The 26661-nt window shown below is 57.3% G+C and carries 24 protein-coding genes; 6 read left to right on the top strand and 18 right to left on the bottom strand.

Going from position 1 to position 26661, the window contains the following annotated elements:
- Positions 1-8 precede the first annotated feature (8 nt).
- The gene (gene hutI, locus EG886_RS05785) at positions 9-1289 is read left to right on the top strand and encodes an imidazolonepropionase (protein WP_124727248.1); all 1281 of its coding nucleotides are present in this window, start codon (positions 9-11) and stop codon (positions 1287-1289) included.
- Positions 1290-1432: 143 nt separating this feature from the next.
- Here the strand turns inward: hutI and EG886_RS05780 are convergent, their stop codons facing one another.
- A complete protein-coding gene (locus tag EG886_RS05780; protein ID WP_124727247.1) occupies positions 1433-2614 on the bottom strand; it encodes an endonuclease Q family protein in 1182 nt (393 codons plus the stop codon).
- Positions 2611-3156, bottom strand: coding sequence for an NUDIX domain-containing protein (locus EG886_RS05775; RefSeq protein WP_124727246.1), 546 nt, complete (start codon positions 3154-3156; stop codon positions 2611-2613). The genes EG886_RS05780 and EG886_RS05775 overlap by 4 nt, the downstream gene beginning before the upstream one ends.
- 187 nt (positions 3157-3343) lie before the next feature.
- Here EG886_RS05775 and EG886_RS05770 point away from each other — a divergent pair, with 187 nt between their 5' ends.
- Positions 3344-3505 (top strand): Z-ring formation inhibitor MciZ, encoded by a 162-nt coding sequence (locus tag EG886_RS05770; RefSeq protein WP_124727245.1) that lies wholly within the window; start codon positions 3344-3346, stop codon positions 3503-3505.
- 46 nt (positions 3506-3551) lie between these two features.
- Here EG886_RS05770 and EG886_RS05765 read toward each other — a convergent pair whose 3' ends face one another.
- The 8 genes from EG886_RS05765 to EG886_RS05730 all read right to left on the bottom strand — a co-directional run bounded on the left by EG886_RS05765 (position 3552) and on the right by EG886_RS05730 (position 15453).
- A complete protein-coding gene (locus EG886_RS05765; protein ID WP_124727244.1) occupies positions 3552-5021 on the bottom strand; it encodes a reverse transcriptase family protein in 1470 nt (489 codons plus the stop codon).
- Positions 5014-6687, bottom strand: a complete 1674-nt coding sequence (locus tag EG886_RS05760; protein WP_124727243.1) for an SWIM zinc finger family protein — start codon at positions 6685-6687, stop codon at positions 5014-5016. Before EG886_RS05760 ends, EG886_RS05765 begins: the two co-directional genes overlap by 8 nt.
- Before the next feature lie 13 nt (positions 6688-6700).
- Positions 6701-9253, bottom strand: a complete 2553-nt coding sequence (locus tag EG886_RS05755) for a hypothetical protein (RefSeq protein ID WP_124727242.1) — start codon at positions 9251-9253, stop codon at positions 6701-6703.
- A gap of 600 nt (positions 9254-9853) precedes the next feature.
- On the bottom strand, positions 9854-10990 hold the full coding sequence (locus tag EG886_RS05750) for a M20/M25/M40 family metallo-hydrolase (RefSeq protein ID WP_124727241.1): 1137 nt from the start codon (positions 10988-10990) through the stop codon (positions 9854-9856).
- 422 nt (positions 10991-11412) lie between these two features.
- Positions 11413-12954 (bottom strand): acyl-CoA carboxylase subunit beta, encoded by a 1542-nt coding sequence (locus EG886_RS05745; protein WP_124728685.1) that lies wholly within the window; start codon positions 12952-12954, stop codon positions 11413-11415.
- Entirely contained in the window at positions 12935-13381 is a 447-nt protein-coding gene (mce, locus tag EG886_RS05740) for a methylmalonyl-CoA epimerase (RefSeq protein ID WP_124727240.1), read from the bottom strand. The genes EG886_RS05745 and mce overlap by 20 nt, the downstream gene beginning before the upstream one ends.
- A 3-nt stretch (positions 13382-13384) precedes the next feature.
- Positions 13385-13789, bottom strand: coding sequence for a cobalamin B12-binding domain-containing protein (locus tag EG886_RS05735; protein ID WP_206425345.1), 405 nt, complete (start codon positions 13787-13789; stop codon positions 13385-13387).
- A gap of 14 nt (positions 13790-13803) precedes the next feature.
- The gene (locus EG886_RS05730; protein WP_124727239.1) at positions 13804-15453 is read right to left on the bottom strand and encodes an acyl-CoA mutase large subunit family protein; all 1650 of its coding nucleotides are present in this window, start codon (positions 15451-15453) and stop codon (positions 13804-13806) included.
- A 147-nt stretch (positions 15454-15600) separates the two neighbouring features.
- Between EG886_RS05730 and prli42 the strand changes: the two genes are divergently transcribed.
- The 3 genes from prli42 (at position 15601) to EG886_RS05725 (ending at position 16620) form a co-directional block, all read left to right on the top strand.
- Positions 15601-15696, top strand: coding sequence for a stressosome-associated protein Prli42 (prli42, locus tag EG886_RS13685; protein WP_164491676.1), 96 nt, complete (start codon positions 15601-15603; stop codon positions 15694-15696).
- A 104-nt stretch (positions 15697-15800) separates the two neighbouring features.
- Positions 15801-15977, top strand: coding sequence for a hypothetical protein (locus EG886_RS13680; RefSeq protein WP_164491675.1), 177 nt, complete (start codon positions 15801-15803; stop codon positions 15975-15977).
- Between the two features lie 175 nt (positions 15978-16152).
- Positions 16153-16620: a cysteine dioxygenase gene (locus EG886_RS05725; RefSeq protein ID WP_164491674.1), complete on the top strand. Its 468-nt coding sequence runs from the start codon at positions 16153-16155 to the stop codon at positions 16618-16620.
- A gap of 95 nt (positions 16621-16715) precedes the next feature.
- Here the strand turns inward: EG886_RS05725 and EG886_RS05720 are convergent, their stop codons facing one another.
- Positions 16716-16997, bottom strand: a complete 282-nt coding sequence (locus tag EG886_RS05720; RefSeq protein ID WP_124727237.1) for a hypothetical protein — start codon at positions 16995-16997, stop codon at positions 16716-16718.
- A 706-nt stretch (positions 16998-17703) separates the two neighbouring features.
- Between EG886_RS05720 and EG886_RS05715 the strand changes: the two genes are divergently transcribed.
- Positions 17704-19332, top strand: a complete 1629-nt coding sequence (locus EG886_RS05715) for a hypothetical protein (RefSeq protein WP_124727236.1) — start codon at positions 17704-17706, stop codon at positions 19330-19332.
- A 113-nt stretch (positions 19333-19445) separates the two neighbouring features.
- Here EG886_RS05715 and EG886_RS05710 read toward each other — a convergent pair whose 3' ends face one another.
- From EG886_RS05710 to buk, 7 genes are all read right to left on the bottom strand, one after another.
- Positions 19446-19778 (bottom strand): hypothetical protein, encoded by a 333-nt coding sequence (locus EG886_RS05710; protein WP_124727235.1) that lies wholly within the window; start codon positions 19776-19778, stop codon positions 19446-19448.
- A gap of 199 nt (positions 19779-19977) precedes the next feature.
- Positions 19978-20643: a lipoyl(octanoyl) transferase LipB gene (gene lipB, locus EG886_RS05705; RefSeq protein WP_241154390.1), complete on the bottom strand. Its 666-nt coding sequence runs from the start codon at positions 20641-20643 to the stop codon at positions 19978-19980.
- A gap of 67 nt (positions 20644-20710) precedes the next feature.
- The gene (locus EG886_RS05700) at positions 20711-22045 is read right to left on the bottom strand and encodes a dihydrolipoamide acetyltransferase family protein (protein WP_124727233.1); all 1335 of its coding nucleotides are present in this window, start codon (positions 22043-22045) and stop codon (positions 20711-20713) included.
- Positions 22046-22065: 20 nt separating this feature from the next.
- Positions 22066-23049: an alpha-ketoacid dehydrogenase subunit beta gene (locus tag EG886_RS05695; protein WP_124727232.1), complete on the bottom strand. Its 984-nt coding sequence runs from the start codon at positions 23047-23049 to the stop codon at positions 22066-22068.
- A gap of 21 nt (positions 23050-23070) precedes the next feature.
- The gene (locus tag EG886_RS05690; protein WP_124727231.1) at positions 23071-24069 is read right to left on the bottom strand and encodes a thiamine pyrophosphate-dependent dehydrogenase E1 component subunit alpha; all 999 of its coding nucleotides are present in this window, start codon (positions 24067-24069) and stop codon (positions 23071-23073) included.
- Between the two features lie 26 nt (positions 24070-24095).
- On the bottom strand, positions 24096-25520 hold the full coding sequence (gene lpdA / locus EG886_RS05685) for a dihydrolipoyl dehydrogenase (RefSeq protein WP_124727230.1): 1425 nt from the start codon (positions 25518-25520) through the stop codon (positions 24096-24098).
- The gene (gene buk / locus EG886_RS05680) at positions 25513-26625 is read right to left on the bottom strand and encodes a butyrate kinase (RefSeq protein WP_124728683.1); all 1113 of its coding nucleotides are present in this window, start codon (positions 26623-26625) and stop codon (positions 25513-25515) included. Before buk ends, lpdA begins: the two co-directional genes overlap by 8 nt.
- Positions 26626-26661: the final 36 nt, after the last annotated feature.

Here is a 26661-nt window from a genome sequence, read left to right as displayed (position 1 = left end):
GAACGTTCATGAAACCGGAACGGATTGATCTGTTGATTCACAACATCGGCCAACTGGTCACCATGAAAGGATCCCCCGGCCCCCGCAGGGGCGCGGAGATGTCGGACACCGGCACGGTCAGCGGCGGCGCGGTCGCCATCGCCGACGGCGTCATCGTGGCCGCCGGTCCGGAAGCGGATGTCCGTCAAGCCGTCGCCGGACTCCGGACGGAACGGACGCTGGACGCAGAAGGACGACTGGTGACGCCGGGACTGGTCGAGCCGCACACGCATCTGGTGCACGGCGGCTCCCGGGAGCATGAGTATCATCTCAAACTGCAAGGCGTGCCCTATCTGGACATTCTCGCCCAAGGGGGCGGCATTCTCAGCACCGTCCGCGCCACCCGCGCCGCCTCGGAGGACCAACTTTATGAAAAAGCGCGGAAAAGCCTGGATCTCCTGATGTTGTTCGGAGCCACCACCGTGGAAGCGAAAAGCGGCTACGGTCTCACCCTGGAGGACGAACTGAAACAGCTCCGGGTTGCCAAACGGTTGAACGAAACCCACCCGGTGGAGCTGGTTTCCACGTTCATGGGCGCGCATGCCGTCCCCGAAGAATACAAGGGGCGCTCCGGCGAATACGTCCGGCTCGTCATCGAGGAAATGCTGCCGGAAGTGAAACGTCAAGGATTGGCGGAGTATTGCGATGTGTTCTGTGAACACGGAGTTTTCTCCGTCGAAGAATCGCGTCAGATTCTCTTCGCGGCCAAAAAGCTCGGCTTCGGTCTGAAACTGCATGCCGATGAGATCGAACCGCTCGGCGGAGCCCGACTGGCTGCGGAACTGGGCTGCGTCTCGGCCGAACACCTGCTGGCCGCCACCGATGAAGGGCTCCGGGCCATGCGGGATGCCGGCGTCATCGCCGTCTGTCTGCCGGCCACCTCGTTCAACCTGCGCGCTCCCCATGCACGCGCCCGTGACATGATCGACATGGGACTGGCCGTCGCCCTTTCCACCGATTACAATCCGGGCAGCTCTCCCACCGAATCCTTGCAGCTGGTCATGACGCTGGCCTGTCTCAACCTGGGAATGACCCCGGAAGAAGTGATCACGGCCATGACCGTCAATGCCGCCTGCGCCATCGGACGCGGGGACCGGATCGGCAGCCTTGAGCCGGGCAAACAGGCGGACCTCGTTCTCTACAACGCGGACAATCCGGCTTACCTGCCCTACCATTTCGGCATCAACCACGTGGACACCGTGATCAAACGGGGAGAAATCGTGGTGTCGGGCGGACAAATCGTGCAGTGAAACAAACAGGAAGCCCCCGTCCAGTGGAAAGCAGTCTTGGAAAGGGGCAGATAACGAGCACATCATGGAGGAGAGGAAAACGTCAAAAAGCAAAATCCCGTCGGATGCGACGGGATTTTTTATTCTTGTATGCCCCGATCCTGTCAGGTTGTTTCCATCTTTGACACCCGGCCGTACTCCCCGCCGCCCCCCTCTTCAAGCCGAAGCTTGCCTTCGCGGGACCGACCGATGAGTCCGGCAAGATCTTCTCCCACCACCCGGCCGATTTCTTCCACGGAAGCCCGGTGCAGGACATCCATCTCCGTTCCGAAGACGTCCAGCAACTTGTCCAAGGTTTTTCGGCCCAGCCCCGGAATGAATTCCAACGGAACCTGCCGGACATACGGCGGACGGTGTTCGGGCGATCGGGATTCCCGATTCCCGATGGAGAGAATGCGGTCGCGGACGCCGGTCACTTTTTTCCCGCTTCCGCAGGATGGGCAACAAGCGCCGGATGCTTCCGACCACAGCTCGCCGCAAGCCTTGCAACGGGTCCGGTAGTATTTTCCCAACCTCGGGTCCAGGCCGTAATTGGCCTTCACCCGGCGTCCTTCCCGACGCTCCAAAGCGAGCCGGAGTTCCCGGAACGACGGTTCCTTCATCCACAGTTCATTGTACTCCCTGCCGATCTTGGGCAGGGAATGGGCATCGGAATCGGTCACGAACGTGAACCTCGCCAGTTCCGGAACATGATCCGCCATTTCCGAATCGGAACTGAGCCCCAACTCCACGGCATGCACCAGGTCCGGATCCAGGAGCTCGTCCATCCGGTCCACCGCGCTGCCGTAGAGGCTTTTGAACGGAGTGAAAACATGGGCAGGGATGAACAATCCGCCCCATTCTTTCGTTTTTTTCTGCAATTCCCGCACCGGTCGGTACAAACGTTGGGTGCTGAGCCGGACATTGGTCATGTGCCGGGCGCACCAGGCGGTGAACCTCTCCATCGTCTCCAGATGCGGAAAATAGACGAGCACGTGGGCGGGACCCGTTCCCTCCTCTTTCACCTCGATTTCCGCTCCGGGAATGCAGACGGTATCCCCGTAGACAAGCCCTCCGTCCGGATGTTCCCGCAATTCCCCGGCGGCAAGCATCTGCCGGATTTCTTCCTGAACCGGGGGTGAATGGGCATCGATGATGCCGATCAGGCGAAGGCCCTTGCGATGATGCGCCTCCCGGATGATGTTTCGAAACGTCAAGTTCCGCGCCGCCGTGATTTTGACCGGAAGACCGCTTTCGGTTCGCCCGATGTGAATGTGCAGGTCGGCGAACACGGACCGGAAGATCATCGGAGGCCCGCCTCTTCCATTTCCCGGAGCCAGACGGCCATCACCGTTTTGGCGTCGCAGATTTCTCCGCTTTTGATCTTTTCGCGGCACTCTTCCAGTGTCAATTCCACCCGTTCCACAAACTCGTCCTCATCCGGTCGGAACGTTCCCCGCTTCAATCCGCGGGCCCGGAAAAAATGAATCCGTTCATCGGTGAAGCCGGGGGCCGTGTAAAAAGCGATCACGGGATCCAGCCCTTCCGCCACCAATCCCGTTTCCTCTTCCAGTTCCCGAAGCGCGCACGCTGCGGGATCTTCACCGGGATTCAACTTGCCGGCCGGGATCTCCAACGTCACTTTGTCCATCGCCTTGCGGTACTGCCGAACCAAAATCAGTTTGCCTTCCTCCGTCACGGCCATGACACACACCGCTCCGGGGTGTTTGATGATCTCCCGTGTGGAGGTGTTGCCGTTCGGCAGAAGCACCTCATCCACCTGCAGCCGGACCACCCTTCCTTCAAACAGGGTACGGCTGGCTATCGTTTTCTCTTCCAGATGCTTCATTTTCTCATCTCCCGCTCTCGGTTCACTCCCCCATTATACCCCACCTGCCGGTCACGGGGCATATTGCCCCCGGTTCCGGCGTATGAAACGGTACAAAGATGGCAATCACGATGGGAAAAAGGACGTTTCCGCCGCTGCGTCGCATGATTTCGCCGTCGCAACGGCAAAAACAAAGGAGTCGAGCAAATTGAAAATCGATGTGGATTCCCACGGTCTGCGGGTGACAGGCAAAGCTTGGCAAGTTCGTGCCTGCCTGCGCTCATTGGCAACCCATCCCCTGACGTTGAAAGAATACCTGAACCGTCGTCTGAAAACGCCAAAAAACCGGACTCTGATGAGAGTCCGGTAAACGACGGACAAAGTCCGCCAAGGCAAAACCCCATCAATCTTTTCACTCATCCGCGCACGGCGGTTTCTTTCACCCAACCGGCCACGGGCAAGCGATGTTTTTCCGCGATGCGCGCAAGTTGCACCGCCAGTTTGCCTTCCAGATCCGGCCGTACCATGCGAATCCAGGCGGCATATCCCTGGATGAACTCCCAGAAACGGGGATGCCCATCCCGGTTTTCCGCCTCCGGGCCGTTTTGCCAAACCCGGTGAAGAATCGCCCGGAATCTTCGCAGTTCATTCCGGGAGATGTTCGGCTTTTCGTTCACCACCACACCGGTCACCTGTTGACGGGTGGACGACCGAAGCACGCGCGTTTTTTCCGCGTTCACCTCAAATCCTTCGTGACGGATGACGGCGCGGGCCGTTCCCAACAGAACCGGGATGGCGTCCGTCCGTTCCGCCGGACAAGAGAAGGTGAGGTCATCGGCATAGCGGGAATAACGGAAGCCGTGCTTTCGGGCCAGCCCCTCCAGCCGGGCGTCAAGCTTCCTGCACAAAAGGTTGGTGATGGCCGGACTTGTACAAGCTCCTTGCGGCAGTTGACGTTCCCCGAGAGCAACGTGATACATTTTCCCGTCAAACTCCACCGGCCGCCGCGGCGGTTCGGTCGTCAAAAGCGCCAGCAATGTGGCAATCGCTTCGCTGTATCCGAACGAACGGAACAACCCTTTCACCCGATGAAACGTGATCCCGGGAAAGAAATCTTTCAAATCCAGCTTGATGACCGCCGCCTGTCCCAGATGAGGAGCCGCATTGTCCAGCACGCTCTTGCCGGGAAGGAAGCCCGTCGCCGCGGAATGAACCGGGAACCGGTCGAGAATTTCCCGTTTGATCCACTCCTGGGCGCGACGTAATTCGGGTTTGGGACTGGAAATCTCCCGCAAGCCCCCTCCCCGTTTCGGGACGGTGAACCGGTGATAATGACAAACGGTGGCCGCATTGCGGTGATACGTGAGCCAGCGGAGCCGGCTGATCGGCATGTCCATCAGCTCCGCAAGCTCCCGCGCCGAGCGGATCAGCGGAAGGCCGGCGGCCATCAGTTTCTCTTCCTGATGCTCGAAAGCGTTCAGGCCGCCCGACACACCCGCCCCGGCATGAACGATATGCATTTCGAGATGTTCGGCCCACCGTCGTTTTCGCTCCGCTTCCCGTTTGGCGATCTCTTTCTTCCGCTCCTCGCGGCGACGGCGACTCTCCTCGATTCGCTTCTTGCGGGCTTCCGCCAACAAATGTTGGAGATTCCCCAACTTGGTCAATTCCCGCTGCAAACGCATCGATTCTTCCGCCAGTTTTTGATACTCGGCATCTTCCCGCTGCTGCTGCGCCTTTTCTTCGGGCGTCAGCTCCTTCTCTTCCCACATGCCCAGACGGATCATTTCCGTGCGGATGGCGTGTTCCCTTCCCAATCGCCTGACTTGTTCCACCCATTCTTCCAAGGTTCGTGGCCGTTTCTCCTCCATCCGTTCATCAGACACCTTGTTCACCTCCCGTCATGCGCTCCTGCCGACGGGACAGAACCATCAAGGAAAGCATATGGGCGCACGGCCCCTTCGTAAGGCGGGAATGACGATACAATCGGCAGGAGCAGGTGCCGTCCTTCAACCTGCCGTCACTGTCCAGGATCACGCCGGTCTCCTGGATGCGCCCTCTCCTCTCTTCGGTCGTTCCTTTCAGCTCCACGCTTCCGTCGGCATGATTCATTGTGTCACAGAGCCTCACCTTCCCGTAGCGGATGAATGAGGCCGCTTCCTCCTCCCGGGGATGTGCATACCGAAGATCATCCAGCGGCAGGGGATCCCGGGTGAGTTCCCTGAGCCGGTATTTGCCGATCTCCAAATCATACATCACCCGGCCGGCCGCGCACAGCTGGCGCAGTGCCTCCTGCACGGTGGCGGAGGGCAATCCGGTCCAGGAAGCCAGCTCGCCCGCGGAGCCTGTTTTCTTCCATTTCAGTTTCGAGAAGACCCGGGCGCTCTCATGCGGATCCACATCCTCGCCGATTCCGGTCATCAGATCGAAATTGGCGGAAGATGCCCAGTCGTTTTGCGTCCATCCGGACAAGCCGAGCGTAAAGCTGAGCGAGCCCAAATCCGCCACGTAAAAGTGCGGAAGTCCGCTTCCCGGCAGATGGACCGTGATTTTTTTGGCCAGCGGCAACAGCTTTTCAAGAAGGAACAGTCGCCGACGACCCCAAACGCGGATTTCACGCGCCTCATCGCCCTGCCACACGGAGTTGGAAAGAACGAGCACTTCATCCCACGGCTCGATCACCACCCGGATTCTCTCCCCGGGACGCAGCACCCACCGAAGCGAACGGGGCCCGTGTTTCTCCCGTTTCCTTCTCAGGAAAGAGCAAAGGTTGTAAAAGTCGACCGGTGCGGCCTCGAACACGGCGGCCTTCATCCCCATGGCCGACTGGACCTGAAGGAAGCCGCGGATCCAGCTCTCCGGCACGTCGATTTTCTTTTCCTTGTACACTTCCCGTCCTTCCGTGGCCACCTCAAAACCGGAAGGATCCACGGAGAATTCGGTGGGACGGTAGGTCCGGATCCGCCGCATCTCATCCAGCAGGGCATCGGAAAAATCGATGTTGGTCGTGCCGTATTCAAATTCCTTCACATCGTCGAACAGGTCCGAATGGACGGCCAGGCGGGCGTAGGAGGATTCATCCTGGGAAAACGCCTCGAAAAATACCTGATCCGGCGCCACCGTGATGACGGGATCCAGCACCCACACCCAATCCGGGTGATTCCTGCGCAGCCAGTCAAAGTACCGGTTCCGGGCCTTCCAATAGTCGCCCATCCGCTTTTCCCGGCGCTTTGCCAGCAGATTCATCCGTTCACGAACTTCCTTCAGCCGTTGCTGAACCTCTTGTTTCCGGTCCAACTTCTCGGCGATCTCAAGCATGTACTGCTCCTGCACCCAAGCTTGGTAGGCACTGTGATCTTTCGGTTTGTAGCGGAGATCGGAGACCACCACATCACGAAGCGCGATCATCGCATCGCGGTAGCGGACGGGATCAAGGATCTTTCCGCGGAAATAGGTGGGATCCCGCCCCAGATCCGGGGCGAGGTCAACCATGGTCCGGCCGTCGACCTGGCGAACTCCGCTCGACTTGGCGTACGTTTGCTGAAAAAGCACCTGGCGCCCCTCCTCAGATGAATTGCACCGGCAGTGACAAGTCCGGATATTTCCGTTGCATCCGCACCAAAGCGGTCAGAATCCGGTCGAAATCTTTCTTCGTTTGCGTCCGGGCCAAATCCGAAAGCAAAAGAGCCACGGCTTCCGCCGTTTCCCTGTCCCGCATGCCCAATCGGATCAGAAGATCCAGCGCCAGGTCCTTGGCCTTTCTGCCGGTGTGAACCCGGAAGAGCACCGTCCGGAAAAACAGGTCCAGTTTCCGCACAAGCCCGGCATCCCAATCCAACTGAGCGGCGAGCTCAAGCGCGTATTCCTGAACGGTGAGATCCGGATGTTCGGTGGCCCGGAGCATCAATTCGCGCACATCGAGTTCCCGCTGCCGGTTTTTCACCAAATCCATGGCAAATTGCTGAATCTCTTTCAAAGAGGTATCCATCAGTCCATAAATGAGAGCAGGCGTGATCTCCTCCGGAGACCAGGCTTGAATCCGCTCCATCACCCAATTCCGGGTATCCTCCCACTCTGTCTCGGCCAGCCGCACCCATTCTTCCTCACGGAAACGGTGCGCAATGACGGCAATCCGTGCTCTGGCTTCTTTCCGGGCCCGGGCCACGGGGTTGTGCGCCATGCGAATCCAGTCATCCATTCCCAAATCTTCCGGACCGGGGTTTTTCAGCAGGAACAGACGGGTGCCGAATTCGGACATGGCGATTTCCTGATGTTCCAGCAGCCGGAACACTTTTTCCAACGGCGTTTCCGCCAACTCTTTGAAAAACAGGCGTCCAAGCAGTTCTTCCCGAATATATCCTCGCAAATCTTCCGGTGTGTCGGACCGCAACATCCGCACCCACAGAAGGCGGATCAGTTCCTTCTGATGAGGAATCAACCAGAGAATTCGGTTTTCCAGAAAACGGGTAAAAGCCTCCCGGTGATCGTCTCCGGGGATCATGGCCATCTCCGCCAGCACTTCGGCATCCAACGACAGCGATGCGAACCGCCGCTCCAGCACGTTTCTGGCCGCTTCCCGCACAACGGGCACCTTGCTTCCCAAAAACGGCAAGAGATCCCTCCCGGTGAAAGGATGACGCTTCGGATCCAACTTCTCCAAGACCAGAGCAGCCAGCTTCCGGACCGATTCATGGGAAGAAGCCAGACACTCTTCCGCCACCCTTACCGTTGCCAGTTCGGGCAAGGATTCGGCGAACGCTTCATGAATCACGCTCACCGCCGCTTCAATCTCAAACCGTCCTCCTTCTTCTTTCCGGATTTCCTCGATCAGGCGGGAAAGCCACTTCTGACGGATACCGGAATCCCAGGAAGAGACATGCTTCCGGACAAACGCCTTGGCCGATTCCAAAATTCCCCAATCGCCGGTCAGAACCAGTTTCCACCATCTCTCAAAGGAAGGACGATCCGGAGAGAGACGTTCCAGAATCCACTCCGCCCCCACGGCCTTGCGGCTTGCATGGCGATCTTGCAACAACCCCTGGAGCTCTTCGTCCGACAGGTTGTTCAAAAACTCTCTGTTCCCCAGTCGCAGCGCCCGGGCGGCGAAACGGATCACCGGAGTGGCTTTCGCTTCTTTCACCAGCTCCCACAGGAGTTCCGGGTGGCGATCCCACAGTTTGGGAAACGCTTCTTCCCGTTCGTCTGGCCAGTCCGCCATGGACGCCCCTTCCATGGCCTTGAAGCGCCGCGGGGAAGACGGAACAAAGCGCCGGCTGTTCCTGAACAGGATCTGGTTGAACACCCACAGTCGGGTAAAATTGAGGATGGATGGATCGGCAAACTGCATCCGCATTTCGCCAAGTGCGTCTTCATCGCTGTACCATTTGAGCAATGCGGCCGCGCGCTTGACGTATTCTGGAGAGGCGGCCTCCCCCAATTGCTTCAGGGTTCGCCAGGCGCGCCTGCGCAGATAGTGATGGGTGTCCGGACCGTAAATTCTTTTTTCTCCTACATACCAATACCGCCAAGACGGGCGTTCAACGTCAAACCGGTACGCAAGAAGTGCCCAGACCGGCGTCTCGGCTTCACGCTTTTCCGCATCCTTGAACATCGCTTTCATGTAGCGGAAATACACCGTACCTAGCGGGATGAACGTGGAGAGATACCAGGAACTCCATTGGATTCTGGAATTCCAATGACCTTGCCACCAACCACGACTTTTGCCCGTTTGGAACCATCTGTCGACCATCTGGCCGGTCTCCCAGTAATCCCGGTGTCGGAGCAACTCGGTCAGCGCGTCATGGACCAACGGATGCCGCTTCAAGTACAACGTCCACAACCACGATCCGTCTTCCCGGTCGATCTCCTCTTTGTAAAGTTCGACACGTTCATGAACCCAAGAACCGTTTTCCCAATACGATTCTCCGTACTCCCCCAAACTGAGAGCGGCAAATTTGAGCGCTTCCTCCACAAATGCCGGATCCCCCTTTTCCAGCATCTCTTCCAGTTTGGCAGGGAGCTGCTTCAGCGGCTTCCTCTCCTGCCACCAGGGGATGTGCTGCTCAAATTCTTCCCTGGCCCGCTGCACAAACGACTGATTCTGTTCCCGGCTGTCCATGCGGAACCTCCTGAGCCCGAAATGTTCCCGCCAAATCCGGCGGAGAAAAAGAACGCCTGACCTCCATGAACAGGTCAGGCTCCAACCATCGACTTTGTCCACCAACACCCTTGGGACCTGGCTGCGCCACTGGAGCAGGCACACCACAGCTGGCACCATTTTGGCCGCGGCCACGCCTGCCCAGGCAGGCCACAAATGGTGTCAGCTGTGGTGTGCCTGCCAAGACAAGCGGAGCCGGGTGAAGTGAAAGGACACTTCACGTCGAACGCGGCGGATCGCCGCGCGAAGCTTCGCTAGACAAAGTCATCATCGATATGTACGAACATATTATCGCATGCAATAAAACTGATGTCAACACGAATTAAAATAGTTTTATTTTTCAAAAATATATTCTGACCACCCGCACATGACCAGAACTTGCAACAGTTCCTCCGTCACTAGGATACGGAGGACAGAGAGTCGGAAGAGAGAATGGGCACCTCTTCAGTTTTTCCTCATTCAGCTGATCTGTTTTCTTTCCTAATCCAGATGGTGTTTTATACAAAAAAACACGGAGTTTCACCTGAATCCTCAGGCGCAACTCCGTGTCGCTGTTGAACGTCACACAACCACGGCCGGCACTTTGGCGCACTCTTCCACCAGCGCCACGACCAACTCGGCCGACTTGACCAACTCGGCGACGGGGATTCGCTCTTTGGTCGTGTGGATGAATTCGTAACCGATTCCCAGGTTGACGGTGGGGATTCCGTATCCGGAAATTACATTGGCGTCGCTGCCGCCGCCGCTGGACGCGATGACCGGTTCACGCCCCACTTTTTTCACCGCGGCAACAGCCTTTTTCACCACCAGGTCCTCCTCGCCGAACTTGAAGCCGGGGTAGATGACTTTCGCTTCCACTTCGGCCCGCGCTCCCGACTCCGTCGCCGCATCATGAAATGCCCTGACCATATGACTGACTTGTGCTTCCAGCTTTTTCGGGTCACGGCTGCGCGCCTCGGCGAGAATTTCCACCCGGTCCGGAACGACGTTGCTGGCGGTTCCTCCGCGGAACATGCCGATGTTGGCCGTGGTTTCTTCGTCAATCCGCCCCAACTTCATCCGCGAAATCGCTTTGCTGGCCACCTGGATGGCGCTGACGCCTGCTTCGGGATTGACCCCGGCATGAGCGGCCCGGCCCCGGATGGTGGCCAGGATTTTCACCTGCGAAGGCGCTGACGTGACAATTTCACCCACTTTTCCGTCCGAATCCAGGGCAAATCCGAATTCGGCCTTGAGCAGGGAACGGTCCAGATGGCGCGAACCGTTCAATCCCGACTCCTCGCCGGCCGTGATGACGAATTGAATGGTTCCGTGTTTCAGGTTGCGCTCTTTCAGAATGCGAATCCCTTCGAGCAAAGCAGCCAGACCGGCCTTGTTGTCACTGCCGAGCACGGTGGTTCCGTCGGAGACGATGTAGCCGTCTTTGATGGACGGATTCACCCCTTTTCCCGGAGCCACCGTGTCCATATGGGCGGTGAAATAGATGACCGGGGCCTCGGAAACCGTGCCCCGGAGAGTCGCAACAATATTTCCGGCTCCGTGACCGGTTTTGGCGGCAGAGTCATCTTCCACCACTTCGAGGCCGAGTTGTTCCAGTTTGTGTTTCAGGAGGTCACAAATGGCCCGTTCATCACCGGTCTCACTGTCGGTCCTCACAAGTTCCATGAATTCGTCGATCAGTCGTTGTTCGTTGACCATAGCTGTTTCCTCCAATCATGCTGCTTTGATGATATATTACCATGAGTCGCCTCTTTCCGGTGATGGCCGGCTGCCCGGATTCAGGCAAACGGAGAAAAAAATCTGCTTGCGGTGCGGATCCAATGATTGACAATTTGGAAAACGGCAAGGAAAAGCCCGTCATTCTCCGGCCGGCCGGCTTGCGTTCAAGCCCGGACAAGACGTGTCCCGTCGGGACATGCCTCCTCGCCGGTCAATCCCTTGACAAGGATTGTTCTGAATTTCTCCTCCATGTCGAAAAATCCTCCAGTTACTCCTCATCATTTCCGGATTTTTCGAATTTCAACCCCGTATTTGTGCTTTTTCCGCTAGCGAAACGAAAAAAAGGGGTGCCGTCCGGCCGAACGGCACCCGATGAACCGACACTTTTCGTCCGTTTACCGTCACAGCGGGATGTTTCCGTGCTTTTTGGCCGGCCGGGATTCCCGTTTGTTTTCCAGCATTTCCAACGCATGCATCAGCATTTTGCGGGTTTCCCGGGGATCGATGACGTCGTCAACCATGCCGCGCGCGGCGGCGATGTACGGATTGGAGAATTGTTCCTTGTACTCCTTGATCCGGGCCTGTCTGGTTTTTTCCGGATCTTCGCTTTCCCGGATTTCGCGGTTGAAAATGATGTTGGCAGCCCCTTCCGCCCCCATCACGGCGATTTCCGCACCGGGCCACGCATAGACCACGTCCGCCCCGATTGCTTTTGAATTGAGAGCCACGTAAGCGCCGCCGAATGCTTTCCGAAGGATGACGGTGATCTTCGGAACCGTCGCTTCCGAGTACGCATACAGGATTTTGGCGCCGTGCCGGATAATGCCGCGATGTTCCTGGTTGACGCCCGGGAAGAATCCGGTCACGTCTTCAAACGTGATGACGGGGATGTTGAAACAGTCACAGAAACGCACAAAGCGGGAGATTTTGTCGGAAGAATCGATGTCCAGGCTGCCCGCCATCATTTTCGGCTGATTCGCCACAATCCCGACGGGCCGGCCGGCGATCCGTCCGAATCCGACCACCGCGTTTCGGGCGAACTGCTCCTGCACTTCCATGAAATCTCCGTGATCCAGCACCAACCGGATCACGTTTCTCACGTCATATACCTTGGTTTCCTCCACGGGAACGACTTCCGCCAGTTCCTCCACCCAGCCGTCGTCTTCCTTGAATTCGGCACGAGGAGGTGCTTCCGTGTTGTTTTGCGGGAGGAAACTCAGCAGGCGACGAACCTGTTCCAGCACTTCCGGTTCGGACGGGGCGGTGAAATGGGCGTTGCCGCTGACACCGGCATGAACGCGGGCCCCGCCGAGATCCTCGGAAGAAATTTTTTCCCGGGTGACCGCTTCGATCACTTTCGGCCCGGTGATGAACATCTGGCTGGTCTTCTCCACCATGAACACGAAATCGGTCAGAGCCGGCGAATAGACCGCCCCGCCCGCACACGGACCCATGATGACCGAAATTTGCGGAATCACTCCGGAATAGACGGAATTTCGATAAAAGATGTGTCCGTATCCGTCAAGGGAGACGACTCCCTCCTGGATGCGCGCCCCTCCGGAATCGTTCAGCCCGATCACCGGTGCCCCGTTCTTTGCAGCCAGATCCATGATGCGTGCAATCTTGAGTGCGTGCATTTCCCCCAAAGCCCCGCCGAACACGGTGAAATCCTGGGCGAACACATAGACCAGCCGGCCGTGGATCTTCCCGTACCCCGTCACCACCCCTTCTCCGGGGGCTTCCATCTTGTCCATGCCGAACAGGGTGGCCCGATGCTCGACAAACGGATTCAGCTCCACGAAGGTCCCCTCGTCCAGCAACAGATCGATCCGTTCCCGGGCCGTCAGTTTTCCCCGGTCGTGCTGGGCACGGATCCGTCGGTCACCGCCGCCCAATTCCACCTTTCTCCGGCGTTCGTACAGGTCATCGATCTTTTGCCACATGTCCATGTTCCGATCCATCTCCCTTCTCCTGCCGCGGCTCGCACAATTCCATCAGAACGCCCCCCGTGGCTTTCGGGTGCAAAAAAGCGATGTTCATGTTGTGGGCTCCCGGTTTCGGCGTTTCATGAATCAAGCGGATTCCTTTTTCCTTCAATGCGTCCAATCGTTCCTGGAGCCGTTCCGTTTCAAACGCGATGTGGTGAATGCCTTCGCCGTTTTTCTCCAGAAATTTGAAAATCGCACTCTGTTCGGACATCGGCTCAAGCAGTTCCACCCGGCTTTCCCCGATGCGGAAGAAAGCGACCCGCACCTGCTCGCTTTCCACTTCCTCGATGCCTTCAAATTCAAGTTCGAGCACGTCCCGGTACCATGCCACGGAAGATTGCAGATCTTTCACGGCAATGCCGATGTGGCTGATTTTCTTCATCTTTCAAGCCTTCCTTTCCGCCACGGCTTTCCGGATGAATTCGGCCACTTCGCGGGTGGACGTTCCCGGGGTGAACACGGCGAGAATGCCTTTTTCCTTGAGGAACGGGATATCTTCCTGCGGAATCACGCCGCCTCCGACCACCAGGATGTCTCCGGCTCCCTGCTCCTCCAACAGCCTCACCACTTCCGGAAACAGTTCATTGTGCGCGCCCGACAAACAGGAGAGACCGATCACGTCCACGTCTTCCTGCACGGCCGTGGCCACGATCTGCGCCGGCGACTGGCGAAGTCCCGTGTAAATCACTTCCATTCCTTCATCGCGCAAGGACTGGGCGATGATGAGCGCCCCCCGGTCATGCCCGTCCAATCCGGGTTTGGCGATGAGCACACGAATCGGTCTGTTCATCCTTCGGTCCCCTCTCACACCGGTTTGTATTCTCCGAACACACTTCTGAGCGTATGGCAGATTTCTCCCACGGTGGCGTATGCCCTGACCGCGTCAAGAATGTACGGCATCAGATTGTCCGTACCTTCGGCGGCCCGTTTCAGCCGGGAAAGCGTTTCCTGCACCGCCGCACCGTCCCGCTTGTTGCGAAGAGCTTGAAGTGCCTCGATTTGCTGTCGGGCGATTTCGGGATCCACCCGCATCAGTTCCGGTTGCGGTTCATGGTCCAGGCGGAACTGGTTCACGCCGACGACGATCTCTTCTCCCGATTCGATCTTGCGTTGGGTCTCCAGCGCCACCCGATGGATTTCCCGTTGCATGAACCCTTGTTCCACGGCGGACACCGCTCCGCCCATCGCGTCGATCTGTTCAATGTATTTCATGGCTTCCCGCTCGATTTCATCCGTCAGCGATTCGATGTACCACGAACCGCCCAGCGGGTCCACCGTGTCGGCAACTCCGCTTTCGAATGCGATGATCTGCTGGGTGCGCAGCGCGATGCGCGCCGATTCTTCCGTCGGCAGCGCCAGAGCCTCATCCCGCGAATTGGTGTGCAGGCTTTGCGTTCCGCCGAGCACGGCGGCCAATGCCTGAAGCGTAACCCGCACAATATTGTTGTCGGGCTGCTGGGCCGTCAGCGTGGAGCCTCCGGTCTGCGTGTGGAACCGGAGTTGTAACGAGCGCTCGTTCGACGCGCCGAAACGCTCCTTCATGATCCGTGCCCACAAACGACGGGCGGCCCGGAACTTGGCAATTTCCTCGAAGAAATGATTGTGCGCGTTGAAAAAGAATGAAAGTCGCGGTGCAAATTGGTCCACGTCCAGTCCGGCGTCAATGGCCGCCTGTACGTAGGCGATTCCGTCCGCCAAGGTGAACGCCACTTCCTGAACCGCCGTCGAACCGGCCTCCCGGATGTGATAGCCGCTGATGCTGATCGTGTTCCACTTCGGCACATGTTTGGCGCACCACGCAAAAATGTCGGTGATCAGTCGCATGGACGGTTTCGGAGGAAAAATGTAAGTGCCCCGGGCAATGTACTCTTTCAGAATGTCATTTTGGATGGTACCGCGGAGCTGTTCGGATTTCACTCCCTGCTTCTCGCCGACGGCGACATACATGGCCAGCAACACGGATGCCGGCGCATTGATCGTCATCGACGTACTCACCTTGTCCAGCGGAATGCCGTCAAACAGTTTTTCCATGTCTTCGAGCGAATCGATGGCCACGCCCACTTTTCCCACTTCACCCACGGACATGGGATCGTCGGAGTCATATCCGATCTGCGTCGGCAAGTCAAACGCCACGGACAGTCCGGTCTGTCCCTGCTCCAGCAGATAACGGAAACGACGATTGGTCTCCGATGCCGAACCGAATCCGGCATATTGGCGCATGGTCCACAACTTCCCGCGGTACATGGTGGGATGGATTCCACGGGTGTAAGGATATTCTCCCGGCAGTTCCTCCGCGGCCGCTGCCGGCAAATCCTCTTTCGTATATAGACGCTTCACGGGAATCCCCGAAAGTGTTTCAAAGCGTTCTTTTCGCTCCGGTTTTTTTTCCAGCAGACGTTCGGTATTCTCTTCCCAGTCCCGGACACGTTTTTCCCAAGACTTCTCATGACCCATGAATCGGTACTCCTCTCACTGCTGAATAAAACGCTTTCACTTCTTAATATAACAAATATTACGCTTGTTTGAACTGTAATTTGTGCCCACCCGCTTCATGGACATCCGTTGAACTGTGGGCTAAAATAGGATCTTGAGGTGGTTTCCGTGAAGCAACCGACCTGGGTGAAAGTGGTTGTTTACGTCGTGATCTTTGCCCTGGTCCTTACCACCCTGGCTTCCGGGGCGGTATTTTTCCTCTAATCTTCATGAACGGGTATGTTTTTCCGGCGCCGGATGAATTATACTCTTAGTGGAATCGATTCATCGGCGACGTTTTGACGAAGACAGAAAGCAGGTGTGGAACGATGGATTACTTCATGGTGCCTCTTCTTGTCATCATCAGCATTCTGGCCGTCAAAGGCACGCTTTACAACAAGAAAACGGGGAACAAACCCGGTTTCGTGATCGGCGGTCTGTTCACGCTCGGTATGTTGGGAATCACCGGCCTTGCGCTGTATGACCTGTTCGTGGGTCTGCAGTAACCGTTTCCCGCTGCTCGAAGCTCCCTCCGTACTCGGAGGGAGCTTCTTTCATGAAAGCCGGGATGCGAAACAGGGGAGAAACGCTTTTTTTCGTTTACGCATACAATGTCGACGGATGGAATGGAAAGTCGAGAAGTTCCATCAGATTCATCAATATTTGAAAGGAGATCCGTCGATGTGTTTGCCTGACCGACTCCTGAAAGCGCTTCAATCCCTCCGTCAACCGTCGTCCGAAGAGTTGGAACGAGCCGTCAGAAACGCGGGCGTCACCCTGCAATGCGTGAAGCCGTATCTGAGGGAACGGACTCCGCCTTTCCGGTACGGTCGAAACGTCCTGCTGAAAACCGGTTTGTTTGAAGCCGTCGTGGTCTGCCTGCCGGAGCACGTGGAAACGCCTGTCCACGGACACGGCGATTCCATCTGCTGCGTGCAGGTGCTGGAGGGGACTGTGACCAATCGACTGCGTTCCCCCGACGCTCCGGAGGAAATCGTCGATGAGCGGACATTCCGTTCCGGTGAATTTTTGCACACCTTGCGGGGACAGATTCATTCCATGTACAATCCCGGACCGGGTCGTGCCGTCACCCTCCACCTGTACACCCCTCCTCTGCCCGAAACGGCCGTCGACACCACTTCCCCGTAAGACCCGACCGGTTTACGGACACGAAGATGCAAAAAAAAAGCTCCCGTCCGTGACGAACGGTAGCTTGGGCTCGGCTTGGACAAATCCAGGGACCATCAGGCGTTTTTTCGCTTCGCGACTCTTTCCAGACCGAAACGCCTGCCGTCATGGGATACCCGGTATTCCTTCGGCTCACCGAACGCCGGATGAAAAACCACCAGTGGGATCGGACGGCTCTCGAACACTTCCCGGCACAAGTGACAGTACCATTCGGCCGCCTGTTCGAACCGGGTCATCCAGTCATCCGGATCGAATTCGTCCCAATGTCCCGTCATTTCCCATTCAGCGATCAGGAGTCGCAGCCGGTCTCTTGCTTTGAGAAAATCCTGGTATCCCATGCTGATCCCTCCTTGCTGTTTTCATCCGATGTTTTCCCGTTTTTTGTCGAATTACACTCCAAATGTAACCAATTTTTCTTATTCAAAATTCATTTATCCGGGGAACGACAACACTCATTCATATCAACAAACGCCAATATTATACTCCCCTCATCTCTTCCGCTTCAACCGCATACATGCACGAAAAAAAGCATGGGTCATGACTTGAAAAGGGAAGATGGACCATGACGTCAGGTCGGCAAAGATCTTGAAGTGAAACAAAACGCTCCGTTCGACTCATGCCCGATCACGATTCTCCGGAGGTGACCATGTGTCCCTTGATCTGATCCGACTGACCAAACCGCTCAAAGTCCACAGAATCGGTCCCGGAATCATCCATGAGATTCGCGTTCCGCTGACCGCCGTGAACGGATCAAAACGTTCCGGCGGCATGCCAATGACCTTCGGGCGAGAGGAGAGGAACCGGAGTTTTCGGGGATCGCCCTGATTCCGATGAATGAATCGGAAAAGTACCTTTCCCTTCTCCCCGGCGGACAACTCGCCCCGTATCTTTTTCCTCTTGCACGATTGGAAACAAAAAACAGTCCATGCAAGCGATAAAATATTCCGATTCCGAAATGATTCCGTCTCCGCACATTGAGGTTGTATTATAATAAGGTTGGGAGAATTCGAAATCATCCTGTCAAAGTTCGAAAGGAGGATTCTCTTGGCCACGGTGGCAAAGCCGCGAAAAAACGGTCGCAAAGCGTCGGAATCCCGTTTGTTGGTCGCTCATGATCCCGAGCGTGGAACACGGATTTCCAGCATGGACCCGGATTTGTACGGTCGCGGCAAAACCTATTGGTGCACAGGCTGCCTCCGGCACGGGAAAAAGACGGAATTGGAGTTCAGACCCGGAAAACCGGTCCCGCATTTCCGAAAAAAGAGCGGAACCGTTCACCACGCCTCGTGCCCTTACAAAAACCTGCAACGTTTCGCAAACCGGACGGCCGAAGAAGAATTCCGCCTTTCGTCGCCGGACGACAACCCATCGGAGCCGGACGTTTCCATCTCACGGACGCTCCGGCCGGATCCGGCGAAAACGCGTTACATGCAATGGATTCGCAAGTTGTTTTCCGAAGTGGAAGTGCACAGCCTGAGAAGTCGCCTCCACCTCAACTCCTTCGCCGATGAGGCTTTTTCGCCGGACGCGGATCACATCGGGTATGTCTTTGATGCCCCGGCCATGCGGGGAGAATCGGGAAAACCGGTGTTGCTGGTCGGAAAAGTGGAGAACATCGTATATTCCGGCGACTGGTACAAGGTGCGACTCAGCTCCGGAGACGCCCGTCGCTCGGGTGTTTCCTGCCAATTGTGCATTCCGCGCTGGTTGTATGCCGACCGGACGGTAAGCATGCTTCACGGTCATTGGGTGGCCGTCCGAGGTCGACTCGTCAAGCGTTCCGACAAGCATTTCCGCATCATGGTGATGTCCTTTCCCGAACAGCTTGTTCCCCTTCATTCATCCTTGCGGGAATTCCCGGCACCCCGGGTTCAGCTCCACGTCATGAAGCGGAAACTCCACCGTGCCGCCGGTTCGTTGGAGTGGAGTTTGATCAACGGTTCTCTGGGACCCGACCGATACGGCATTCTCGCGGAAGAACACAAAAAACAAACTGCTTCCGTTCTCGAAGAAATCGAGAAAGAGTACCGCATCACGGACAACCAGCTGGCCGTTTTGAAACGGGAGTGGCGGACACATCAAGAACGGTACCGTACTCTCAAACACCGGCAAGAAACCTTGGAGAAAAAGCTTCCCCGGTTTCTGCTCGGATTGTTGTCAAAACTCTTCTCGTTTCCGGGAAGCCACCGCTTCCGAACACTTCACGAGTGGAGCCTAAATTCCAGCAAGTTGGAAAAGCTGGGGCGTTTGATCCGTCACATGCATGAAAAATGGTTGGGGCTTGAGAGCAAGCAAAGATCTCTGCAGGAGCGGATTCTGTGTGAGAAACGGGTGTTGGAGGAACTGATGAAACTGGCGGAGCGGGAAGCCGCCGCCAAAACTTATCCGGACGGCTCTTCCCTCTTTTCCGTTCCGGAATCGCCGGAGAGGATCCGGATCATTGGATGCAGAATCAGGGATGACCGCCATGGAACGCTCCGGCTGGAATGGACATCGCGCAGGTTTCGACTTCAGGAAGGCTGGATCGTGCCTGATGACGACTTGGACGAATCCTGCGGAACCGTGCGGATCTTGCCGTCGGACTGGCTTTTCGATCCGGACGGCTGCTTGAAACGAGCACTTTGCCACATCCATTCCTCCCCCCGATCCGTGGACCAGGCCGTAAACCTCTGAGAAGATCATTCCTCTTAAACGAACGAAGGGATTCTCTCTCCCCTCCCGGGAGAAGGAATCCCTTCGATTTTTCGCAAAGAATGTGCCGCCCGCCGGCTCCTCCCGAACCGGTCTCAAAAGATGTAGTTCCGGTAAGCCGTCAACGTCAATATCCCGGAGACCAGAACAAACAGCAGGGCTCCGAACAAGACCGGATTCCGGAACACCTTCGATTTCTCCTGCTCCATCCTGTGTCCGGTCGTGGCCTGAACGCCCGTATCCGCCACCATGGAGCTGAAGCTGCCTTGACTGGTGAAAAACCACACGACCGTCGCGCCGACAATGGAAACGAAAAAGACCAGTTCTTCGAACGGCATGGCAAACGTGGATGCCAAAAACCATGTGATCCCCGCTTCCACGCCCATTGTCACAAGCGTCCAAAACACATACCGGACCGACTTGCCCATGGTGTTGTCCCCCTATCGATGCCAGCGGTTCACATTTATGACTTTTATGTGAACATTATACTCCTTTCTTGACACGATTGGGAAGTGCGGGCAAACAAGCCCGGAAAGAGTTGCATCGAAAAAACCGGGGAACAAGGATCGGCATGCATGCCCCCCGTCACACACGCCCCGAACGGCCGGCATTCCGTTCCCCGCTTTCCTATTCAGCCGGTTCCGCCTTCCAGCCGAACACTTGCTCAAACCCCCTCACCACGGCATCCATGACATGATTCACGTCCACTTCACGTCCCAGGATTTGCTGCATGGACGTGACGCCGAATTCACGGATGCCACAGGGGATGATGAGATTGAAGTAACGGAGATCCGTGTTTACGTTGAGAGCAAAGCCGTGACTGGTGATGTATCCGCGGTTTTTGCGTCCGCGGTTGAATTTGACACCGATGGCGGCGATTTTCACGTCCCCCACCCACACACCCGTATAAGGGGCTTTGCGACCGCCTTCAATGCCGAATTCTTTGAGAGCAATGATGAGCGCCTCCTCCAGGTCGCGCAAATATCCGTGTGAATCATTCCCGCGTTCGCCGAGATGAAAAATGGGATAGCCCACGAGTTGGCCGGGGCCATGGTATGTGACATCGCCTCCCCGGTCAATTTCCACGATGGAAATCCCCTGCCGGTCGTAATACTCTTTGGAAAAAATGAGGTTTTCCTGGTGAAATCCGCGCCCCAATGTGATGGTGTGCGGGTGTTCGAGCAGGAGCAGGCGGTTTCCGGATTCGCCCGCATCGATTTTGGCCACCCAATCTTTCTGCAGATCCCAAGCTTCCATATACGGAACGAGACCAAGTCTGTGAATGTGAAACATGGAGTCACCGCCTTTCATGCGAAAAGGCACCCCGGTGGAGCCGGGATGCCTGAGGAAATATGTGAAATCAGATTTGGCTGTCCGGACCCCAAGCCTCCAGGCGTTCCTTGACCCGCTGGAGGAAGCGGCCGCAGATGAGTCCGTCAAGCACGCGGTGGTCGAGCGAGATGCAGATGTTCATCATGTCTCTCACCGCGATCATACCGTCTTTGACGACCGGACGCTTGACGATCGCCTCGAAGGAGATGATCGCCGCTTGCGGATGGTTGATGATCGGCGTGGACAGCACGGAACCGAACGAACCGGTGTTGTTGACGGTGAAGGTGCCTCCCTGCAAGTCCTTCAGGTCCAGTTTGCCCTTGCGGGTTTTGTCGGCCAGCCGGTGCACTTCCCGGGCCAGTCCGAGAATGCTCTTCTCATCGGCGTCGTGGATGACCGGAACGTACAACGCGTCGTCGGTGGCCACGGCGATGGAGATGTTGATCCGTTTCTTCAGGATGATCTTGTCTCCGGCCCAGACGGAGTTCAGCATCGGGAACTCTTTCAGGGTGTCGGTGACCGCCTTGATGAAGAACGGCATGAAGGTCAGGCTGACGCCTTCGCGCTTCTTGAAGTCATCCTTCATCTTGTTGCGCAGCTGCACCAGACCGGTCACGTCCACCTCCATCATGGTCCAGGCATGCGGAGCTTCGTGCTTGGACTGAACCATGCGCTGGGCGATGGTTTTGCGAACGTTGGTCACCGGAATTTCGATGTCGCCTTCTTCGATCACGACGCCTGACGGCAGACCGGAAGACGGCGAAGCCGGTGCGGTGGCCGGAGCAGGAGCGGCAGCCGGGGTCGGTGCCGGAGAAGGTGCCGGCGCGGGCGTTGCGGCAGGCGTCGCCGGAGCGCTTCCGGCTTTGCCGATGCCTTTTTCAATGGCGGCCAACACGTCTTTGCGGGTAATGCGACCGCCTTTCCCGGTTCCCTGAAGAAGGGACAGGTCAATGTTGTGCTCTTCCGCCAGGCGCAGCACGGCCGGGGAGAAACGGCCTTTGGTTGCGCCTTTGGCGGGTGCGGCGGCGGGCTGTGCCGCAGCCGGAGCGGCTTCGGCCGGAGCGGTTGCCTCCGGAGCGGATTCGGCAGCCGGAGCCGGAGAAGGTGCCGGCGCGACATCCTCCCCTTCCGCCGCGATGCGGCAAATCAGCTGGCCGACGGCCACGGTGGTGCCTTCTTCCACGATGATTTCGGCCATTTTTCCGGTTACGGTGGACGGCACTTCCGCGTTCACCTTGTCGGTGGAAACCTCACAGATCGGTTCATATTTTTCGACGGGATCGCCCGGTTTTTTGAGCCATTTGACGATGGTGCCTTCCGTCACGCTCTCCCCGAGCTGAGGCATCAGAATATCCGTTGCCATGATTGTCCTCCTCGTTCTGCTCAGAATTCAGCCAGGTCGCGGATCGCGGCGGCAATTTTGTCGGGATTCAGCATGAATTCCTTTTCCAACGGCGGGCTGTACGGCATGGCCGGAACATCCGGACCTGCCAAACGACGCACCGGCGCATCCAGTTCGAAGAATGCATGCTCGGTAATCAGAGCGGCCACTTCGGCTCCGACTCCGCCGGTCAGGTTGTCTTCATGGACGACCAGCACTTTGCCCGTCTTCGCGGTCGCTTCCAAAATCGCTTCTTTGTCAAGCGGCTTGATCGTGCGCAAGTCGAGCACGTGCACGCTGATGCCCTCTTTTTCCAGCATCTCGGCAGCCTGAAGGGCAAAATGGAGCGTCAAACCGTAACTGATCACGGTGACGTCGGTGCCTTCCCGCTTCACTTCGGCTTTGCCGATCGGCACCGTGTAGTCCCCTTCCGGAACCTCACCCTTGATGAGTCGGTAGCAACGTTTGTGCTCAAAGAACAGAACCGGATCTTCATCACGGATGGCGGACTTGAGAAGACCTTTCACGTCGTACGGAGTGGACGGCATGACGATTTTCAGGCCGGGCACTCCCATGAAGAGTTTCTCCACGCTTTGCGAGTGATACAGTGCTCCGTGAACGCCACCGCCGTACGGTGCGCGGATGACCATCGGGCAGCTCCATTTTCCGTTGGAGCGATAACGGAACCGGGCCGCTTCACTGACGATCTGGTTGAAAGCCGGCATGATGAAATCGGCGAACTGCATTTCCGCCACCGGACGCATACCGTATGCGGCGGCACCGATCGCCACGCCCGCAATGGCCGACTCGGTCAGCGGGGTGTCCAGTACGCGGTACTCGCCGAATTGTTCATACAAACCGACCGTTGCGCGGAACACCCCGCCGCGTTTGCCGACGTCTTCTCCCAACACGAACACACGGGGATCGCGTTCCATCTCTTCCTTCAGCGCTTGAGTCACAGCATCGATATAGGAAATGACCGGCATAGCTTCTCTCTCCTCCTGCCATTATTCAGCATAAACGTGCTTGTACAGCTCTTCCGGAGCCGGATACGGAGCGTTTTCGGCGTATTCGGTCGCATCGTTGACAAGCTTGGCGATCTCGTCGTTCAGGGCCGCTTCCTTTTCTTCGTTCAGGATCCCTTCTTGGTAGAGGTAGTCCTTGTATTGGAGCAGGGAGTCCTTCTTCTTCGCCTCTTCGACTTCCTCGCGGCTGCGGTAGGTGCGGTCGTCGTCGTCGCTGGAGTGCGGAACCAAACGGTAGGAAACCGCTTCGATCAGGGTCGGCCCTTCACCGCGGATCGCACGTTCGCGGGCTTCCTTGATCGCCTTGTACACTTCCAGCGGATTGTTTCCGTCCACGCGGACGCCGGGCATGCCGTATCCGGCCGCGCGTTTCCAAACTTCACCGCCGGCCACCTGTTTCTCAAGCGGTACGGAGATGGCATACTGGTTGTTTTCCACCATGAAGATCACCGGCAACTTATGTACGCCGGCAAAGTTCATCGCTTCATGCCAGTCGCCCTGGTTGCTGGATCCTTCGCCGCAGGTGGTCAGCACGACGAAGTCATCGCGGTTTTCCAGCTTCCGACCGGCGTAGGCCACACCGACGGCGTGCAGAACCTGGGTGGTCACCGGGCTGGAGCCGGTCACGATGCGGAAGCGGTGGTCACCGAAATGCCCCGGCATCTGACGGCCGCCGGAGTTCGGGTCTTCCGCTTTCGCAAAGGCGGACAGCATTTGATCGCGGGGAGATTGGCCGAAGACCAGAACCATGCCGAGGTCACGGTAGTACGGGCAGAGCCAGTCTTTCTCCCGGTCGAGCGCGAAAGCGGTGCCCACCTGGATGGCTTCCTGGCCCTGGCAGGAAATCACGAAGGGAATTTTGCCCGCGCGGTTCAACAACCATTGACGCTCATCCAATTTGCGCGCCAGCAGCATGTACCGGTACATCTCATATGCCTGTTCATCGGTGAGGCCCAGTTCTCTGTGGTTCAGTTCGCTCATGGGTGTTCCTCCCTCGTTTCAGTCAATCAGCTGTGGATCGGTTTGCCGTCAACGGCATGAGCCGCTTCCATGAACGCTTCGGACAGCGTGGGATGCGGGTGGATGGTGTGGGCGATCTCCCAGGCGGTGGCATCGAGCACTTTGGCCAGACCGGCTTCGGAGATCATGTCGGTGGCATGGGGACCGATGATGTGAACGCCCAGCAAATCATCCGTTTTCTTGTCGGAGATGATTTTGATGAATCCGTCCACTTCTCCGAAGACCAAAGCCTTTCCGACTCCCCGGAACGGGAATTTGCCGACTTTCACTTCGTACCCTTGTTCCTTGGCCTCGGCTTCGGTCAGACCGATGCTGCCCACTTCGGGACGGCTGTACGTGCAACGCGGCACATGCAACGGATTGAGCGGTTCGGGATTTTTGCCGGCGATGTACTCAACGGCGATGATTCCTTCCGCGGATGCCACGTGTGCCAACTGATAGCCGCCGACCACGTCACCGATGGCGAAAATGTGCTTCTCTTTGGTCTGCATGTATTCGTTGACTTTGATGAAGCCTTTTTCCGTCTCGATCGACGTGTTGTGCAGTCCGATGTCGTCGATGTTGGGTTGGCGACCGACGGAAACGAGGACCCGTTCGGCGCTGAGATTGATGGTGTTTCCGCCTTTTTCCGCCGACAGCACGACCATGTCGCCTTCCCGCTTGACCGTCTCCGGAAGCACCTTGGCACCGGTGTGAACGGTGACACCGCGTTTTTTCAGGATCCGGGTCATTTCCCGGCTGACGTCCGGATCTTCGAACGGGAGAATCCGGTCGGCAAATTCGACAACCGTCACTTCCACGCCGAAATCGTTCAGCATGGAAGCCCACTCGATGCCGATCACGCCGCCTCCGATGATCACCATCGACTTCGGAAGCGTTTCCATTTGAAGCGCGTGGTCGCTGTTCATCACGTACGTTCCGTCGATTTCGAGCCCCGGAAGCGAGCGCGGACGGGAGCCGGTGGCGATGATGACGTATTGGGGAACCAGCATGTCCGGTTCACTGCCGTCCTCTTTTTCCACCGAAATGGTTCCCGGCATCGGAGAGAAGATGGACGGTCCGAGAATCCGCCCGGTTCCGCGGTACACGTCAATCTTGTTTCGTTTGAGCAGACCTTCCACCATGCCGTGCAGGGTGTCGACCACTTTTTGCTTGCGCTTCATCACGCCCGCAAAGTCCAGCTCCACTCCTGCGACTTGAATGCCGTATTCGGCACTTTCCTTCATATTGTGATACAATTCGGCGCTCCGGAGCAAGGTTTTGCTCGGAATGCATCCTTTGTTGAGACAGACACCGCCGACCCGTTCACGTTCGACGACGGCCACTTTCATGCCCAACTGGGCGGCGCGGACGGCGGCCACGTAGCCGCCCGGTCCCGCACCCAGCACGACCAGATCGTAGTTTTCAGCCATGGGTCACTGTCACTCCTTCTTTGACCGGCGGGTAGGTCTTTGCTTCCTCTTCCCCTCGAAGAACGCGCAGAGCGCCTTCCACCAGAGCCTGGAGCTCGTTTTCACCGGGCACCACATGCACCGGTGCGATCCACGCTACCCGTTTGGTGATCATGTCGGTGAACATTTTGCCGTAAGCCAGTCCACCGGTGAGAATGATTCCGTCCACCTTGCCTTCCAACACGGAAGAGCAGGCCCCGATTTCCTTGGCCACCTGATAGGCCATCGCTTCATAAACCAATTTGGCCTGTTCGTCGCCTTTTTCGATCATCTCTTCCACATCGCGGGCGTCGGTGGTGCCCAGATAGCCCATCAGCCCGCCTTTCCCCACGATCATTTTCATGATCTCACTGGCGAAATACTTGCCGGAGAAGCTGAGCGCCACCAGATCCCCGACCGGAATGGTGCCCGCCCGCTCCGGCGAAAAGGGTCCTTCCCCGTGCAACCCGTTGTTCACGTCAATGACGCGTCCTTGTCTGTGAGCACCGACGGTGATGCCGCCACCCATGTGGGCGACGATGTAGTTCACCTTGTCATAGCTCGTCCCGTTTTTCTTGGCCACCCGGCGCGCCACGGCTTTCTGGTTGAGCGCGTGGAAGATGCTGCGTCGTTCGATCTCCGGGATGCCGGAAATGCGGGCAACCGGCTCCAACTCGTCAACGACGACCGGGTCGACGATGAAGGCCGGGATGTTCAGTTGCCTGGAAATTTCCTGTGCGATCATCGCCCCCAGATTGGAAGCGTGCACACCGTATTCCCCGGAGAGCAAATCGGCGATCATGGCATCGTTCACCGTATACGTTCCCCCGGGGATGGGTCTCAACAGTCCGCCCCGCCCGACCACGGCATTCAACCGGGTGAGGTTGATGCCCTCGCGATCCAGCGTATCCAGAATCACCTGTTTGCGGAACGGATATTGGTCATACAAGTCCTTGTACTTCGCGATCTCCGCGGGATCATGGCGGAGGGTCTCCACCAATACCGGCTTTTCGTCATCAAACACGCCGATTTTGGTGGACGTGGACCCCGGATTGATCGCGAGAACCCGAATCGGTTCCACGGCCAACACTCCATTTCCTCTGCATCACGCTTGACGGTCAAA

It is taken from the genome of Staphylospora marina, from assembly GCF_003856495.1.
Lineage (GTDB): Bacteria > Bacillota > Bacilli > Thermoactinomycetales > Thermoactinomycetaceae > Staphylospora > Staphylospora marina.
Note: the sequence above shows the minus strand (reverse complement) of the source record. Positions and strands in the feature narration are given on the sequence as shown.

Excerpts from the sequence above, each read along its gene's own strand:
- EG886_RS05735 (WP_206425345.1), bottom strand. The coding sequence starts at position 13,789 with ATGAACAGACCGATTCGTGTGCTCATCGCCAAACCCGGATTGGACGGG.
- hutI (WP_124727248.1), top strand. The coding sequence starts at position 9 with ATGAAACCGGAACGGATTGATCTGTTGATTCACAACATCGGCCAACTG.
- EG886_RS05755 (WP_124727242.1), bottom strand. The coding sequence starts at position 9,253 with ATGGACAGCCGGGAACAGAATCAGTCGTTTGTGCAGCGGGCCAGGGAA.
- EG886_RS13680 (WP_164491675.1), top strand. The coding sequence starts at position 15,801 with ATGGATTACTTCATGGTGCCTCTTCTTGTCATCATCAGCATTCTGGCC.
- EG886_RS05720 (WP_124727237.1), bottom strand. The coding sequence starts at position 16,997 with ATGGGATACCAGGATTTTCTCAAAGCAAGAGACCGGCTGCGACTCCTG.
- lipB (WP_241154390.1), bottom strand. The coding sequence starts at position 20,643 with ATGTTTCACATTCACAGACTTGGTCTCGTTCCGTATATGGAAGCTTGG.
- EG886_RS05775 (WP_124727246.1), bottom strand. The coding sequence starts at position 3,156 with ATGAAGCATCTGGAAGAGAAAACGATAGCCAGCCGTACCCTGTTTGAA.
- EG886_RS05780 (WP_124727247.1), bottom strand. The coding sequence starts at position 2,614 with ATGATCTTCCGGTCCGTGTTCGCCGACCTGCACATTCACATCGGGCGA.
- EG886_RS05725 (WP_164491674.1), top strand. The coding sequence starts at position 16,153 with ATGTGTTTGCCTGACCGACTCCTGAAAGCGCTTCAATCCCTCCGTCAA.
- EG886_RS05710 (WP_124727235.1), bottom strand. The coding sequence starts at position 19,778 with ATGGGCAAGTCGGTCCGGTATGTGTTTTGGACGCTTGTGACAATGGGC.
- lpdA (WP_124727230.1), bottom strand. The coding sequence starts at position 25,520 with ATGGCTGAAAACTACGATCTGGTCGTGCTGGGTGCGGGACCGGGCGGC.
- EG886_RS05700 (WP_124727233.1), bottom strand. The coding sequence starts at position 22,045 with ATGGCAACGGATATTCTGATGCCTCAGCTCGGGGAGAGCGTGACGGAA.
- EG886_RS05690 (WP_124727231.1), bottom strand. The coding sequence starts at position 24,069 with ATGAGCGAACTGAACCACAGAGAACTGGGCCTCACCGATGAACAGGCA.
- EG886_RS05730 (WP_124727239.1), bottom strand. The coding sequence starts at position 15,453 with ATGGGTCATGAGAAGTCTTGGGAAAAACGTGTCCGGGACTGGGAAGAG.
- EG886_RS05750 (WP_124727241.1), bottom strand. The coding sequence starts at position 10,990 with ATGGTCAACGAACAACGACTGATCGACGAATTCATGGAACTTGTGAGG.
- mce (WP_124727240.1), bottom strand. The coding sequence starts at position 13,381 with ATGAAGAAAATCAGCCACATCGGCATTGCCGTGAAAGATCTGCAATCT.
- EG886_RS05745 (WP_124728685.1), bottom strand. The coding sequence starts at position 12,954 with ATGTGGCAAAAGATCGATGACCTGTACGAACGCCGGAGAAAGGTGGAA.
- EG886_RS05695 (WP_124727232.1), bottom strand. The coding sequence starts at position 23,049 with ATGCCGGTCATTTCCTATATCGATGCTGTGACTCAAGCGCTGAAGGAA.